Annotated in this window: 11 protein-coding genes and 1 tRNA gene; 8 read left to right on the plus strand and 4 right to left on the minus strand. The window is 71.8% G+C overall.

Annotated features, from left to right (window positions below):
- Window positions 1-10 precede the first annotated feature (10 nt).
- Window positions 11-1,693, minus strand: coding sequence for a thiamine pyrophosphate-binding protein (locus ACYF6T_RS09475; protein WP_461695083.1), 1,683 nt, complete (start codon window positions 1,691-1,693; stop codon window positions 11-13).
- A gap of 144 nt (window positions 1,694-1,837) precedes the next feature.
- Between ACYF6T_RS09475 and sucC the strand changes: the two genes are divergently transcribed.
- The 3 genes from sucC to ACYF6T_RS09490 are packed head-to-tail and all read left to right on the plus strand — an operon-like array spanning window position 1,838 to window position 5,477.
- Entirely contained in the window at window positions 1,838-2,971 is a 1,134-nt protein-coding gene (gene sucC / locus ACYF6T_RS09480) for an ADP-forming succinate--CoA ligase subunit beta (RefSeq protein ID WP_461695085.1), read from the plus strand.
- A gap of 11 nt (window positions 2,972-2,982) precedes the next feature.
- Window positions 2,983-3,882, plus strand: coding sequence for a succinate--CoA ligase subunit alpha (gene sucD / locus ACYF6T_RS09485; RefSeq protein ID WP_461695087.1), 900 nt, complete (start codon window positions 2,983-2,985; stop codon window positions 3,880-3,882).
- 53 nt (window positions 3,883-3,935) lie between these two features.
- On the plus strand, window positions 3,936-5,477 hold the full coding sequence (locus ACYF6T_RS09490; protein ID WP_461695089.1) for an aldehyde dehydrogenase family protein: 1,542 nt from the start codon (window positions 3,936-3,938) through the stop codon (window positions 5,475-5,477).
- Here ACYF6T_RS09490 and ACYF6T_RS09495 read toward each other — a convergent pair.
- Window positions 5,467-6,423: an LLM class flavin-dependent oxidoreductase gene (locus tag ACYF6T_RS09495; protein WP_461695091.1), complete on the minus strand. Its 957-nt coding sequence runs from the start codon at window positions 6,421-6,423 to the stop codon at window positions 5,467-5,469. The two genes, ACYF6T_RS09490 and ACYF6T_RS09495, sit on opposite strands and share 11 nt — an antisense overlap.
- 61 nt (window positions 6,424-6,484) lie before the next feature.
- On the opposite strand from ACYF6T_RS09495, the gene ACYF6T_RS09500 reads away from it, so the two are divergent.
- Complete coding sequence (locus ACYF6T_RS09500; protein ID WP_461695092.1) at window positions 6,485-6,934, plus strand: MarR family winged helix-turn-helix transcriptional regulator; 450 nt, start codon at window positions 6,485-6,487, stop codon at window positions 6,932-6,934.
- Window positions 6,935-7,031: 97 nt separating this feature from the next.
- Window positions 7,032-7,119, plus strand: a tRNA-Leu gene (locus tag ACYF6T_RS09505).
- A gap of 20 nt (window positions 7,120-7,139) precedes the next feature.
- Here the strand turns inward: ACYF6T_RS09505 and ACYF6T_RS09510 are convergent.
- Window positions 7,140-7,511, minus strand: coding sequence for a GNAT family N-acetyltransferase (locus ACYF6T_RS09510; RefSeq protein WP_461695094.1), 372 nt, complete (start codon window positions 7,509-7,511; stop codon window positions 7,140-7,142).
- Between the two features lie 199 nt (window positions 7,512-7,710).
- Here ACYF6T_RS09510 and ACYF6T_RS09515 point away from each other — a divergent pair, with 199 nt between their 5' ends.
- From ACYF6T_RS09515 to fusA, 3 genes are all read left to right on the plus strand, one after another.
- Entirely contained in the window at window positions 7,711-8,115 is a 405-nt protein-coding gene (locus ACYF6T_RS09515) for a Fur family transcriptional regulator (protein WP_461695186.1), read from the plus strand.
- A gap of 28 nt (window positions 8,116-8,143) precedes the next feature.
- The gene (gene katG / locus ACYF6T_RS09520) at window positions 8,144-10,372 is read left to right on the plus strand and encodes a catalase/peroxidase HPI (protein ID WP_461695096.1); all 2,229 of its coding nucleotides are present in this window, start codon (window positions 8,144-8,146) and stop codon (window positions 10,370-10,372) included.
- Window positions 10,373-11,028: 656 nt separating this feature from the next.
- Window positions 11,029-13,059, plus strand: coding sequence for an elongation factor G (gene fusA / locus ACYF6T_RS09525; protein ID WP_461695097.1), 2,031 nt, complete (start codon window positions 11,029-11,031; stop codon window positions 13,057-13,059).
- 42 nt (window positions 13,060-13,101) lie between these two features.
- On the opposite strand, the gene ACYF6T_RS09530 is transcribed toward fusA, so the two are convergent.
- Window positions 13,102-14,874 (minus strand): coagulation factor 5/8 type domain-containing protein, encoded by a 1,773-nt coding sequence (locus ACYF6T_RS09530; protein WP_461695099.1) that lies wholly within the window; start codon window positions 14,872-14,874, stop codon window positions 13,102-13,104.
- Window positions 14,875-15,066 lie beyond the last annotated feature (192 nt).

Genomic DNA, 15,066 nt, shown 5'->3' on the forward strand with positions numbered 1-15,066 from the left:
GGCGTTCACCTCACTTGTACATGGTCTGGTTCATGGTTCCGGGGGCGTACGCGTCCGGGTCGACCCAGACGTTGATCAGCGACGGCTTGCCCGACTCGCGGGCGCGGCGCAGGGCGGGGCCGATGTCGGCGGGGTCGCGGACCTCCTCGCCGTAACCGCCCAGCATCTGGGCGAACTTGTCGTAGTGGACGTCGCCGAGGGTGTTGCCGACGCGCTCGCGCTCCACGCCGTACTTGGCCTTCTGGCCGTAGCGGATCTGGTTCATGGAGGAGTTGTTGCCGACGATGCCGACGAAGGGGAGGTCGTAGCGCACGAGGGTCTCGAAGTCCCAGCCGGTGAGGGAGAAGGCGCCGTCGCCGAAGAGGGCCACGACCTCCTTGTCCGGCCGAGCCTGCTTGGCGGCGAGCACGAAGGGGACGCCGACGCCGAGGGTGCCGAGCGGGCCCGGGTCCATCCAGTGCCCGGGCGCCTTGGGCTGGACGACCTGCCCGGAGAAGGTGACGATGTCGCCGCCGTCGCCGATGTAGATCGAGTCCTCGGTGAGGAAGTCGTTGATCTCGCTGACCAGGCGGTAGGGGTGGATCGGCGAGGCGTCCGACCTCAGGCTCGGCAGCCGCTTCTCGATCGCGGTCTGCTCGGCGGCGCGCAGCTCGTCGAGCCACTCCTTGCGCTTGGCGGCGCCGCCGTTGAGGCGTCCCGAGGCCGCCTCGGCCACCGACTTCAGGACCAGCCCGGCGTCGCCGACGATCCCGAGGTCGATGTCGCGGTTCTTGCCGACGGTGCGGTAGTCGAGGTCGATCTGCACGACGGTGGCGGCCGGGGAGAGCCGCTTGCCGTAGCCCATGCGGAAGTCGAAGGGCGTGCCGACGATGACGATGACGTCGGCGTGGGAGAAGGCGTACCGGCGTGAGAGCTGGAAGTGGTGCGGGTCGCCCGGCGGGAGGGTGCCGCGGCCGGCGCCGTTCATGTACGCCGGGATGTTGAGGGTGCGCACCAGCTCGATGGCGGAGGCGGTGCCGCGGGTCGTCCACACCTGGCTGCCGAGCAGGATGGCCGGCTTCTCGGCGTGCACGAGCAGGTCGGCGAGCTTCTCGACGGCTTCCGGGTCGCCGGCGGACCGGGTGGAGGCGCGGTAGGCGCCGGGCGCGGGCACGCGCGCCGTGGCGGCCGGGACCTTCGCGTCGAGCACGTCGCGCGGGATCTCCAGGAAGGAGGGCCCGGGCGCACCGTGGTAGCACTCGCGGAAGGCCATGGAGACCATGTCCGCCGCGCGTGCCGTGTCGGGCACGGTGGCCGCGAACTTGGTGATCGGGGCCATCATGTCGACGTGCGGCAGGTCCTGCAGGGACCCCATCTTGTGTTGGGTCAGCGCTCCCTGGCCGCCGATCAGCAGCATCGGGGACTCCGCGCGGAAGGCGTTGGCGACACCGGTGACGGCGTCGGTCGTGCCCGGGCCGGCGGTGACGACGGCGCAGCCGGGCCTGCCGGTGATGCGCGCGTAGCCGTCGGCGGCGTGGGCGGCGACCTGTTCGTGTCGTACGTCGACGACCTCGATGCCCTCGTCGACGCAGCCGTCGTAGATGTCGATGATGTGGCCGCCGCACAACGTGTAGATGCGGTCGACCCCTTCGGCCTTCAGAGCCTTGGCGACGAGGTGACCGCCGGAAATCACGTCCTGGGTGTCGTCGGGCATGGCGAAGTCCTGTCCCTTCGTAGGGGGTGGGAACGCTCTCGCGGTACATTGCATACAGTCGACGAATACTGTATGAAGCTTGTTATCCCGCATCCGGTGGGTGGTGTCCAGGGGGCGTGCGGCACTTTCGAGACAGGAGCCGGAATGGACCTGTACGAACACCAGGCAAGGGAACTCTTCGAGGAACACGGCATCGAGGTGCCAAGGGCCGAGGTCACCGACTCGCCCAAGGAAGCCCGCGAGATCGCCCGCCGGCTCGGCGGCCGGGTCGTCGTCAAGGCACAGGTGAAGACCGGTGGACGCGGCAAGGCGGGCGGGGTGAAGTTCGCCGCCGACCCGGCCGCCGCGGAGCTCACGGCACGCCAGATCCTCGGCATGGACATCAAGGGACACCGGGTCGGCAAGGTGATGCTGGCCCAACCCGTCGACGTCGACAGCGAGTTCTACGTCTCCTACGTCCTCGACCGCGCGGCGGGCACCTTCCTCGCCATCGCCTCCGCCGAGGGCGGCATGGAGATCGAGGAGGTCGCAGCCGGCCGGCCCGAGGCCGTCGCCCGCGTCCCCGTCGACCCCGCCGAGGGAGTGACCTCGGCGAAGGCGGGCGAGATCGCCGAGGCGGCGGGGCTGCCGGCGCGGACGGCCGACGTCCTCATGCGGCTGTGGCAGGTGCTCGTGCGCGAGGACGCGCTGCTCGTCGAGGTGAACCCCCTGGTGCGCACCCGGCAGGGCCGGATCCTCGCCCTCGACGGCAAGGTCACCCTCGACGACAACGCCCGCTTCCGGCAGGCCCGTTGGGGCGCCGACGAGGTGGAGCACGGGGACACGCTGGAGGCGGCCGCCGCGGCCAAGGGCCTCAACTACGTGAAGCTGGACGGCGAGGTCGGCGTCATCGGCAACGGCGCCGGCCTCGTCATGTCGACCCTCGACGTGGTCGCCGGCTGCGGCGCGCGGCCCGCCAACTTCCTCGACATCGGCGGCGGCGCCTCCGCCCGGATCATGGCGGACGGGCTGTCCGTCATCCTCTCCGACCCGGCCGTGAAGTCGGTCTTCGTCAACGTCTTCGGCGGGATCACCGCCTGCGACGCGGTCGCCGACGGCATCGTGCAGGCCCTGGAGAGCGTGCGGCTGACCAAGCCGCTGGTGGTGCGGCTGGACGGCAACAACGCCGCCCGCGGCCGGGCCATCCTCGACGGGCGCGCCCACCCCCTGGTCGAGCAGGCCACCACCATGGACGGCGCCGCCCGCCGCGCCGCCGAACTCGCCACCACCGCCGGCTGAAGGAGCCCGACATGGCCGTGTACCTCACCAAGGAGAGCAAGGTCCTCGTCCAGGGCATGACCGGCGGCGAGGGCATGAAGCACACCCGGCGCATGCTCGCCGCCGGCACGAACGTCGTCGGCGGCGTCAATCCGCGCAAGGCCGGCCGCACCGTCGACTTCGACGACCGGGCCGTGCCCGTCTTCGGCTCGGTCGCCGAGGGCGTCGACGCCACCGGCGCCGACGTCACCGTCGTCTTCGTGCCGCCCGCCTTCGCCCGGGCGGCCGTCACCGAGGCCGCCGACGCCGGCATCGCGCTCGCGGTCGTCATCACCGAGGGCATCCCGGTCCACGACACCGTCGCCTTCACCGCGTACGCCAAGGGCAGGGACACCCGCGTCATCGGCCCCAACTGCCCGGGGCTGATCACCCCGGGTCAGTCCAACGCGGGCATCATCCCCGCCGACATCGCCAAGCCCGGCCGTATCGGACTCGTCTCCAAGTCGGGCACCCTCACCTACCAGCTCATGTACGAACTGCGCGACATCGGCTTCTCCACCTGCGTCGGCATCGGCGGCGACCCGGTGGTGGGCACCAGCCACATCGACTGCCTCGCCGCCTTCCAGGACGACCCCGACACCGAACTGATCGTCCTCATCGGCGAGATCGGCGGCGACGCGGAGGAACGCGCGGCCGCGTACATCAGCCAGCACGTCACCAAGCCCGTCGTCGGCTACATCGCCGGGTTCACCGCGCCCGAGGGCCGCACCATGGGGCACGCCGGCGCCATCGTGTCCGGCTCCTCGGGCACCGCGCGGGCGAAGAAAGAGGCGCTGGAGGCGGTGGGGGTGCGCGTGGGAAGCACACCGACCGAGACGGCGCGACTCGTACTCGCCCGTCTCGCGGAGCAGCCGCCGGTCACTCATAGTTGACGTGAGCCATGCCCACCCCGCCCCCGACCGTGCACCGGAAGCGGAGCATCCGAATGGCATCCACCCTCACCCTCAAATCCGGCACGTCCTGGACCGACGCCTGGCAGCGCTGCCTGGCCGTGGCCCCCGAGGCCTTCCGCGACGACCGCGTCCTCAACCTGTGGGACTCCGCCTGGCGGGCCGACGGCCGGGCGCTGCCCGCCACCAGCCCCGTCGACGGCAGCCCCGTCGCCGGCCCGCCGCGCCTGGACTCGGCCACCGCCCACCAGGCCGTGCGCGCCTCGCTCGACCAGCACCGCGCCTGGCGGCACGTGCCCCTCGAAGAGCGCCGCGCCCGGGTCGCGGCCACCCTCGACGCCCTCACCGAACACCGCACCCTGCTCGCCCTGCTGCTGGTGTGGGAGATCGGCAAGCCCTGGCGCCTGGCGCAGGCGGACGTCGACCGGGCCATCGACGGCGTGCGCTGGTACGTCGACGGCATCGACGAGATGACCGCGGGCCGGGTCCCGCTGGACGGCCCGGTGTCCAACATTGCCAGCTGGAACTATCCGATGAGCGTGCTCGTTCACGCCATGCTGGTACAGGTGCTGGCGGGCAACGCGGTCATCGCCAAGACCCCGACCGACGGCGGCGTCGCCTGTCTGACCCTGGCCTGCGCGCTGGCCGCTCGCGAGGGGCTCCCTGTCACCCTCGTCAGCGGCAGCGGGGGCGAGCTGTCGAGGGCGCTGGTGCGGGCGCCCGAGATCGGCTGCGTCTCCTTCGTCGGCGGCCGCGACACCGGCGCCGCGGTGGCCACGGCCGTCGCCGACCTCGGCAAGCGGCACATCCTTGAACAGGAGGGACTCAACACCTGGGGCATCTGGAACCACTCCGACTGGGACGCGCTCTCGGCGGTGATCCCCAAGCTCTTCGACTACGGCAAGCAGCGCTGCACGGCGTACCCGCGCTTCGTCGTCCAGCGCCAGCTGTTCGACCGGTTCCTGGCGGCGTACCTCCCGGCGGTGCGCACGCTCAGGGTCGGCCATCCGCTGGCCGTGGAGCACCCCGACGACCCCTGCCCCGAGCTGGACTTCGGGCCCGTCATCAACGCGGCCAAGGCGAAGGAGCTCGGCGACCAGGTCGCCGAGGCCGTCGACCGCGGCGCCGTCCCGCTGCACCGCGGCAGCGAGGACGAGGCCCGGTTCCTGCCCGGCCAGGACACCTCGGCCTACGTCCAGCCGGTCACGCTCCTGGGCCCGCCGCCGTCCTCCCCGCTGCACCACGCGGAGCCGTTCGGCCCGGTCGACACGATCGTCCTGGTCGACACGGAGGCGGAGCTGCTGGCCGCGATGAACGCCTCCAACGGCGCGCTGGTGGCCACCCTGTCCACCGACGACCGGGCCACCTTCGAGCGGCTGGCCCCGCAGATCCGCGCCTTCAAGGTCGGCCACGGCACGCCGCGCTCCCGCGGCGACCGCGACGAGCTGTTCGGCGGGTTCGGCGCGTCCTGGCGGGGCGCGTTCGTCGGCGGCGAGCTGCTGGTGCGCGCGGTGACCCAGGGCCCGGCGGGGGAGCGGCTGCCCGGCAACTTCCCCGACTACCACCTCATGCCGTGACGGGGGGCCGGGCGGCGCCCGCATCCGCCGTACGCCACCCGGCGATCACCTCCTCGGCCAGCCATGCCGCCACGCCCACCGGATAGGGCCGCGGCAGACTCAGCACGACGTGGTTCACCCCGGCGTCGACGAGGGCCCGCACCGTCGCCCGCGTCGCCGCCGGGTCGTCGTACGCCACCAGCACCTGCACCGACCGGGTGATCTCCCGCGGATCGCGCCCGAGTTCGGCGCAGTGCGCGTCCAGCACCCGGCCGCGCTCGGCGACGAACTCCACGCTGTTGTGCGGCGGCCCGGGCACGTTCCAGATGTCGGCGTGCTCGGCGACCAGCCGCAGCAGCCGGGTGCCCCAGCCGCCGACGAGCAGCGGCGGGCCGGGACGCTGGACCGGCTTGGGCTCGTTGAGTGTGCCCCTGAGCCGGTGGTGGCGGCCCTCGTAGTCGAAGACGTCCCGCGTCCACATCAGCTTCAGGATCTCGACCGTCTCCGCCAGCCGCGCGATCCCCTCGGCCGGGGGCACCAGCGTCAGCCCGTACGCCTCGTACTCCGCGATCGCCGGATTCGGTCCCGCGATCCCGCCCGCGCCCGGCGGCTGGTGCGTGCCCCCGACCCCGAGCCCCATCACCAGCCGCCCGCCGGAGATCACGTCCACGGTGGACGCCATCTTGCCCAGCAGGGCCGGCGGGCGGATCCGGTTGCTCGTCACCAGCAGCCCCAGGCGCAGCCGTTCGGTCTGCGCGGCGAGCGCGCTGAGCAGGGTCCAGCCCTCGTGGACCGCGCCGTCGGCGGGCCCGGCGACCGGCAGCAGGTGGTCCCACAGCCAGGCGTCCTCGATCTCCGGCACGGCGTCCGCCTCCCGCCAGACGCGGCGGATGTCCTCGTACGGCACGTGCATGGGGGTGGTCTTGATGCCGAAGCGCACCGGCGGCACGGGTTTCCCAGTCGTCATGGCCGTCAGCGTACTAAATCATCAGCCAAGCTGACGATCAGTCGCGGCTACAGTTCGGAACATGGCAGCAGACGTGAGACCCGTGCCGCTGGAGAACCGGCTCGGCTACCTCCTCAAGCACGCGCAGGCCAAGCTGGCCCGGAAGTCGGCCGAGGCCCTCGCCCCGTACGGAGTGGACGGCCACGAGCTGGCCGTCCTGGTGGTGCTCTCGGGGGAGGAGCCGCTGTCGCAGGTGGAGGTGGCCACGCGGCTCGGCGTCGACCGGACCACGATGGTGGCGCTGATCGACGGCCTGGAGGACCACGGCCTGGTGCGGCGCCGGCGCAGCCCGCGGGACCGGCGCAGGAACATCGTCGAGCTGACCCCCGAGGGCGAGGAGTGTCTGCGGCAGGCCGAAAAGGCACGCCTCCTCGTCGAGCGGCGCTTCCTCGCCCCGCTCGACGAGGAGACGGCCGCCGCCCTGGTCAGGGCCCTGCGGGTGCTCGTCGCCGAGGACGGTCCGGCACGCTGACCGGCCGACGGATACGCAGGTGAAAGGCACTGCGAAACCTTGGTATTGTTGTCCGTGTCGCCGCGGGGAACACTCCCGGCAAGGCGGCGGACACCTCGTCCGGGTGGCGGAATGGCAGACGCGCTAGCTTGAGGTGCTAGTGCCCTTTATCGGGCGTGGGGGTTCAAGTCCCCCCTCGGACACCAGTTCAGTCGGAGACCCCTGTTCAGCAGGGGTCTTTCGCGTGTCCGGACACGGTTCGCCAACCCATCGCGCGGTGCCACGCGCGGGTGAGGCGGCCGGCCAGGTGCTCGCACAGTGGGCCGCCCTGCGGGAACGGCACCGACGTCTCGTCCGTGAGCGCCGAGAAGAAGGACCGCCCCGCGCCCGTCTGCAGCGTCGTGCTCCAGCGATGGCCCGGATAGCGGCCGAGCAGCGTGTGGACCAGCCCCCTGCCGAGACCCTGGCGCTGCCGTGAGTCCCGTATCCACACATCCATGATCCGGCCCGTGCGGCATGCCTCGCAGGCGCGGAAGCGCAGGTGTCCGACGACGGTGCCCCGCAGGTCGCGCAGCACTATCTCGGTCGTGGTGCCCATGGACCCACTATGGCGAACTTGTGCCCGACCGGTGAGGCCCTTCGCGTAATCGCGCCCCTCAGACGAATGACCGGTGTACACACCGGTTCCGGTGGTCGAACAGATCCGGCCCCTTCCACTCGATCCGTTCCAGAACTTGATTGGTTCCAGAAAAGGAGCAAGACTGCGGCGTGTGACCGGAACCACGGACTACGAGCGCATGCTGCGCGAGGCCGCGCTGCGCGTGACGCGCCCTCGGATGGCGGTGCTCTCCGCGGTGCACGGTCATCCGCACGCCGACACCGACTCGATCATCGGCGTCGTGCGCGAAGACCTCGGTGGCGTCTCCCACCAGGCGGTCTACGACGTGCTGCGCGTGCTGACCGCGGCGGGTCTGCTCCGGCGCATAGAACCGCCCGGCTCCGCAGCGCGCTACGAGGCGCGGGTCGGGGACAACCACCACCATCTCGTGTGCCGTTCGTGCGGGGCCATCGTCGACGTGGACTGCGCCGTCGGTGCCGCGCCCTGTCTGACCGTGTCCGACGACCAGGGCTTCGTGATCGACGAGGCCGAGGTCGTCTACTGGGGCCAGTGTCCCGGCTGTTCCACCCCCACCAGTTTCTGAGCACACCCTTTGACCAGGGAGGATTCCCGTGGCTGACCACGACGCCGTAGTGGGCGACATCAACGAGGAAGAGTCGGGCGGCTGCCCCGTCCACATGGGGCGCTTCAGCCACCCGACCGAGGGCGGCAGCAACCGTGACTGGTGGCCGAACCAGCTCAACCTGGCGATCCTCCGCAAACACCAGCCGGCCTCCGATCCCATGGACGGCGACTTCGACTACGCCGCCGAGTTCCAGACCCTGGACCTCGACGCCCTGGCGCGGGACGTCGACGAGGTGCTGACGAACTCGCAGGAGTGGTGGCCGGCCGACTTCGGCAACTACGGCCCCCTCATGATCCGTATGGCCTGGCACAGTGCGGGCACCTACCGCATCCACGACGGCCGCGGCGGCGCCGGCGCCGGCATGCAGCGCTTCGCCCCGCTCAACAGCTGGCCGGACAACGGCAACCTGGACAAGGCGCGCCGTCTGCTGTGGCCGGTGAAGAAGAAGTACGGCCGCAAGATCTCCTGGGCCGACCTGATGATCTTCGCGGGCAACCGTGCCCTGGAGACCATGGGCTTCAAGACGTTCGGCTTCGCCGGCGGCCGCGCCGACGTGTGGGAGCCCGACGAGGACGTCTACTGGGGCCCCGAGCGCACCTGGCTCGGCGACGAGCGCTACTCCGGCGACCGTGAGCTGGAAAGCCCCCTCGCGGCCGTCCAGATGGGCCTCATCTACGTCAACCCCGAGGGCCCCAACGGCAACCCGGACCCGCTCGCCGCGGCCCGCGACATCCGCGAGACCTTCCGCCGCATGGCGATGAACGACGAGGAGACCGTCGCGCTGATCGCCGGCGGCCACACCTTCGGCAAGACCCACGGCGCCGGCCCGGCCGAGCTCGTCGGCCCCGAGCCCGAGGCCGCCCCGCTGGAGGAGATGGGCCTGGGCTGGAAGAGCTCCTACGCCTCCGGCAAGGGCGCCGACGCGATCACCAGCGGCCTGGAGGTCACCTGGACGCCCACCCCGACCCAGTGGGACAACAGCTTCTTCGAGACGCTGTTCAAGTACGAGTGGGAGCTCTTCCAGAGCCCGGCCGGCGCCAACCAGTGGCGCCCGAAGGACGGTGCCGGCGCCGGCACCGTGCCGGAGGCGGACGACGCGTCGAAGAAGCGTGAGCCGCGCATGCTCACCACCGACCTGTCGCTGCGCTTCGACCCGGTCTACGAGCAGATCTCCCGCCGCTTCCTGGAGAACCCCGACCAGTTCGCGGACGCCTTCGCCCGCGCCTGGTTCAAGCTCACCCACCGCGACATGGGCCCCATCCAGCGCTACCTCGGCCCGCTGGTGCCGCAGGAGACGCTGATCTGGCAGGACCCGATCCCGGCCGTGGACCACGAGCTCGTGGACGCCGAGGACGTCGCCGCCCTCAAGCGGCAGCTCCTCGACTCCGGGCTCACCGTCTCCCAGCTGGTCACCACCGCGTGGGCGTCGGCCTCGACGTTCCGCGGCAGCGACAAGCGCGGCGGTGCCAACGGCGCCCGCATCCGCCTGGAGCCGCAGCGCGGCTGGGAGGTCAACGAGCCCGACGAGCTCGCCACGGTGCTGCGCACCCTGGAGGGCGTCCAGGAGTCCTTCAACAGCGCCCAGAGCGGCGGCAAGAGGATCTCCCTCGCCGACCTGATCGTGCTCGCCGGTGCCGCGGGCATCGAGCAGGCCGCCAAGAACGGCGGCGTCCAGATCGAGGTCCCGTTCACCCCGGGCCGGATGGACGCCTCGCAGGAGCAGACGGACGTCGAGTCCTTCGCCGCGATGGAGCCGACCGCGGACGGCTTCCGCAACTACCGCGGCAAGGGCAACCGGCTGCCGTCGGAGTACCTCCTGCTCGACCGCGCCAACCTGCTGAACCTGTCCGCGCCCGAGATGACCGTCCTCGTCGGCGGCCTGCGCGTGCTCGGCGCGAACTACCAGAAGTCCCAGCTCGGCGTGCTCACCTCGACGCCCGAGGCCCTGACGAACGACTTCTTCGTCAACCTGCTCGACATGGGCACGGAGTGGAAGCCGACCTCCGAGGACGCGGAGACCTTCGAGGGCCGCGACCGCGCCACGGGCGAGCTGAAGTGGACCGGCAGCCGGGTCGACCTGGTCTTCGGCTCCAACTCCGAACTGCGCGCCGTCGCCGAGGTGTACGCCAGCGACGACGCCAAGGAGAAGTTCGCGAAGGACTTCGTGGCCGCGTGGAACAAGGTCATGAACGCCGACCGCTTCGACATCGCCTGATCGCCCCGCCGATCAGCTGACCCACCCGTCCGGGCCGTCCGACCTCGCGTCGGCCGGCCCGGACGCCGTTGGCGGCCCGTGAAGGCGCCGGGAGGCCGGGGAGACGAGTGCGCGGTCCGTGCTGATGACCGTCCTCGGCGAGTACGTCCTGCCCGGCGGCGCGATGCCGCTGGGCGGAACTGGCCGACTGGACCCGGCGTACCGCTCGGGGAGCCCGCGCGGTGAGAGGCGTACGGCGTAACCGCCGCCCACGCAGGGGCTGTTGACGGCCGCGATGAAGGTGAGCCCTGGTGCGGGGAGGCGTCTGGCATCCGGATGTTGGCGAGCTGAAGCCGGAATGCCGGTCGAAGGACACCCTCGCGGGCAGGAGCAACCCCCTCTCCGCCCGGGAGGAAAATGCGGTGCCCGGCCCGCCCGGTTTCCCTACAGTGAGAGCGACCGAGACCGATCAAGAGGGGGGCCGAGCCGTGCGTGAGCGCACCGCCGTCGTCGTCCCCTCCTCGCGGTACGAGGTGATCCTGGTGTCCTCGGCCGTCCGGTGCCCGCTGCGCGGCCGGTACCGGATGCCCGTGACGCACGTCTGAGAAGCACACCCGCTCCGTCGTCGTCCGGGGAATCGCGCTGCCCTGCTCACCTCGCTCGAAAGGCCCTGGGCCGTGCGCACCAACGTCAACACGCTCACCCTCGTCCGCAACCTCGGCATCCTCGCCCACGTCGACGCCGGCAAGACCACCGTCACCGAACGCATCCTGTACGCCACCGGCACCACGCACCGGCGCGGCGAGGTCCACGAGGGCACCACCGTCACCGACTTCGACCCGCAGGAGCGCGACCGTGGCATCACCATCTTCGCGGCGGCCGTCAGCTGCGCCTGGGACGGTCACCGGATCAACCTGATCGACACGCCGGGCCACGTCGACTTCGCCGCCGAGGTGGAACGCTCGCTCAGGGTCCTCGACGGCGCCGTCGCCGTGTTCGACGCGGTCGCGGGCGTGGAGCCGCAGAGCGAGTCGGTGTGGCGGCAGGCCGACCGGCACGGCGTGCCGAGGATCGCGTTCGTCAACAAGCTGGACCGGGCGGGCGCCGACCTCGACGAGGCCGTCGCCTCGATCCGGGAACGCCTGCATCCGGCGCCGCTGGTCGTCCAGTTGCCCATCGGCGCGGAGGACCGCTTCACCGGTGTCGTCGACCTGCTGCGCATGCGGGCGCTGGTCTGGGCCGAGGGCAGCGACTCGCCCGAGGACGTGCCGGTGCCCGATGCCCTGCGCGAGGAGGCGCGGCGGCGCCGCAGGCTGCTGGAGGAGGCCGTCGCCGAACTGCACCCGGCGGCGCTGGAGGAGTTCGTGGGCCGCGACGAGCTGTCCGCCGGCACCCTGTCCGCCGCCCTGCGCGACCTGACCCGCAGCGGCGACGGCGTGGTGGTGCTCTGCGGCTCCGCCTACCGCAACCGCGGCATCGAGCCCCTGCTCGACGCCGTCGTGGCCTACCTGCCCTCGCCGCTGGACGTCCCCGCCGTACGGGGCGGACACGACGGTACGGAGCAGGAGCGGGCAGCCGACCCGGCGGCGCCGTTCGCGGCGCTGGCGTTCAAGGTGAACGCCACGCCGACCGGACGGCTGACGTACGTACGGATCTACTCGGGAACGATCGGGAAGGGGGACACCGTGTGGGACGCGGGCGCGCGCCGCAGCGAGCGGATCGGGCGCATCCTGCGGGTCCAGGCCGACCGCCACACCCAGGTGAACCGTGCGCTGGCCGGGGACATCGTCGCCGTGGTCGGGCTGAAGTCGGCCCGGGCCGGCTCGACGCTGTGCGACCCGCGCGCCCCGCTCGTGCTGGAACCGCCCGGCGTCACCGAGCCGGTGGTCTCGGTCGCCGTCGAGGCCCGCAGGTCCACCGACACCGACCGGCTGGCCTCGGCGCTGGCACGGCTGACCGAGGAGGACCCCGCACTGGTCGTCCGCACGGATGCCGAGACCGGGCAGACGGTGCTGTCGGGCATGGGCGAACTGCACCTGGAGGTCGCGGCGGAGCAGCTGCGGCGCGGGTACGGCCTGGAGGTCGACGTCGGCCGTCCCGCGGTCAGTCACCGCGAGACCGTGGGCCGCGGGGTGACCGGTTTCGTCTTCCGGCACGTCAAACAGGACGGCGGGGCAGGGCAGTTCGCCCATGTCGTCCTCGATGTCGAGCCGCTGGCCGAGGGATTCGCGTTCCGCTCGGCCGTCGTCGGCGGGCGGGTGCCGCAGGAGTACGTGCGCGCCGTGGAGGCCGGCTGCCGGGAGGCCCTCGGCGAGGGGCCGCTCGCCGGGCATCCGGTGACCGGGCTGCGCGTCACCCTCACCGACGGGTCGACGCACGTGAAGGACTCCTCGGACACCGCCTTCCGCGCCGCGGGCAGGCTGGGGCTGCGCGAGGCCCTGCGCGCCTGCGCGATGGTCCTCCTCGAACCGGTCGCGGAGGTCACGGTGAGCGTCCCCGAGGACGCCGTCGGCGCCGTCCTCGGCGACCTCGCCGCGCGCCGCGGCCGGGTCTCGGGCTCGCTCACCCGGGCGGGCTCGGCGGTGGTGACGGCGACGGTGCCGCTGGCCGAACTCTTCGGCTACGCAACCCGGTTGCGCAGCCGGACCCAGGGCCGCGGCACCTTCACCGCCCGCCCCACCGGCTACGCGCCGGCACCGGCACGGTGACCGACGGCGGCCCCGCCCCACGCGGGCGGGGCCGCCGTCGGCTCACGGGTACGACACCACGGTGGACGGCATGGTCGACGTGCCCGACGTCGCAGCCCCCGTCTCGTTGATCACGTGCTCGTACTGGCCGTTGCCGCCCAGCGAGACCACGAGCAGGTCGTGGAAGCGCACGCCCGGGGTGTCGGGGGCGGCGAAGCCGTGGTGCTGCACGATGGTCGGGTCGACGTTGTAGTAGCAGTAACTGCCCAGTCCCCAGCCCTCGTGCGCGGTGACGTGGTCGCCGACCTTGTAGGCGGCGTAGCCCTTCACCGGGCCGTTCTGGATCGCCGCCTGGTTCGGGGCGTCGTACGCCTTCTCGTTCTGGAAGAAGATCGTGCGCCCGCGCTGGCCGTACCACTGCACGTCGTACTTGTTGAAGTGCTCCACGAACAGGCCCGTGCACAGCACGTCGTCGCCGTTGACGACGATGCCGTAGTCGGCCCGGTTGGTCTCCCAGCCGACGCCGTCGCCGTGGTCGGCGCGCCAGACCCAGGTGTGGTCGACGATGGTGTGCCGGCTGTTGATCACCATGCTGGTGGTGGCCTTGCCGGGGCCCGCGCCGCCGATGCGGACGAACACGTCCTGGACGGTGGTGGGGTTGGCCGAGTGGTCCCGGAAGGCGCCCTGCGGCCCGATCTCCAGCAGTGTCCGGGAGTTGACCGGTCCGGCGTCGACGAGGAACCCCGCCAGGCGCACGCCGTCGACGTCGGCGACGCGCAGGGCGGTGACGCCGTTGTCGGGGACGAGCGTCGCGTAACCCAGGCCCAGCACCACGGTGTTGGGGCGGTTGACCTGGATCGGCCGGTCCAGGTGGTAGATCCCCGGCGTCAGCAGCAGGTGAAGCCCTTGCGCGAGGGCCTGGTTGAGGGTGGCCGCGGTGACGCCCGGCCGGGCGACGTAGAACCGCGACAGCGGCAGCGAGGTGCCCCGCGGGGTGCCGTTGCCCCAGGTGACACCGCGGGCGTGGGTGCGCTTCGCCGGCAGGAACACATGGAAGGCGGACGCGCCGTCGACGTACAGGAAGGGCTTCTCCCGGGAGACCGGGGTCGTGTCGAGGGTGGTGTACGGCGGGCTGGGGAAGCTCTGCGCGGGGGCGCCCTCGACGCCCGAGAAGACCATGTTCCACACGCCGTTGAGCCAGCTGCCGATCGCGCTGTCCCGGGTGTACCACTGCTGCTGCGAGTACGGGCCCACCTGGCCGTCGATCCGGCTGTCGGCGATGTAGCCGCCGCTCGCCCAGCCGTAGCCGGTGGGCTCCAGGTCGAGGCCGCCGCGCACGTGCATCCGGCGGAAGGGCGCCGCCTGGGCCACCGCCCACCGGTTGGTGCCGTTCGCCGGGACCAGGGCCAGGTTCTCCGCCGACCGCCAGAAGTTCTGCGTGGCGTTGCCACCGAACCAGCCGGCGTCGACCGTCACGTCGCCGTTGATGACGGTGTCGTCGGGGGACAGGCCCAGGCCCGCTATGGAGGTGTAGAAGCCGAGCCGGGCGTTGAGGCCGTGGTACGTGCCGGGCTTGAACAGCAGCGCGTAGCGGCCGGTGCCGAACTGGGCCGACTCCTGCCGCGCGAACACCTCGTCCAGCCTGGCCTGGATGTCCGGGGTGGACGGGTCGAAGACCAGCACGTCGGGGCCCAGGTCGCCGCCACCGGGGAGGAGGCGCGGCTTCCTGGGCGACTTGGGGGCGGCGGAGGCGGGGGCGGGCAGTGCGAGCAGCGCGGGGGCGGCCGCGGCGGCCGCGCCGAGGACGGTTCTGCGGCCGATGTCGGGCAGGGGCATGGGGCGGCTCTCCTGTTCAGGAAGTGAACGAGGCGGGGGTCTGGGAGCGCTCTCTTGGCGGTGCATGCTTCAACTGCCCGAACGTGCGCGTCAAGAGCTGCGACCGGATTGCCCAAGGGTTGCCCAACCTCTTGACGCGCTCATCCCTTGAGGTTTAACTCACGTCCTAAATTAAGCCATGAGTGCAATCCC

Source organism: Streptomyces sp. 7R007, from assembly GCF_054850255.1.

Bases quoted from the DNA above. Each gene is read 5' to 3' on its own strand.
- ACYF6T_RS09500 (WP_461695092.1), top strand. From the start codon at position 6,485: ATGGCAGCAGACGTGAGACCCGTGCCGCTGGAGAACCGGCTCGGCTAC.
- ACYF6T_RS09510 (WP_461695094.1), bottom strand. From the start codon at position 7,511: ATGGGCACCACGACCGAGATAGTGCTGCGCGACCTGCGGGGCACCGTC.
- ACYF6T_RS09515 (WP_461695186.1), top strand. From the start codon at position 7,711: ATGCTGCGCGAGGCCGCGCTGCGCGTGACGCGCCCTCGGATGGCGGTG.
- ACYF6T_RS09490 (WP_461695089.1), top strand. From the start codon at position 3,936: ATGGCATCCACCCTCACCCTCAAATCCGGCACGTCCTGGACCGACGCC.
- ACYF6T_RS09475 (WP_461695083.1), bottom strand. From the start codon at position 1,693: ATGCCCGACGACACCCAGGACGTGATTTCCGGCGGTCACCTCGTCGCC.
- sucD (WP_461695087.1), top strand. From the start codon at position 2,983: ATGGCCGTGTACCTCACCAAGGAGAGCAAGGTCCTCGTCCAGGGCATG.
- ACYF6T_RS09530 (WP_461695099.1), bottom strand. From the start codon at position 14,874: ATGCCCCTGCCCGACATCGGCCGCAGAACCGTCCTCGGCGCGGCCGCC.
- ACYF6T_RS09495 (WP_461695091.1), bottom strand. From the start codon at position 6,423: ATGACGACTGGGAAACCCGTGCCGCCGGTGCGCTTCGGCATCAAGACC.
- sucC (WP_461695085.1), top strand. From the start codon at position 1,838: ATGGACCTGTACGAACACCAGGCAAGGGAACTCTTCGAGGAACACGGC.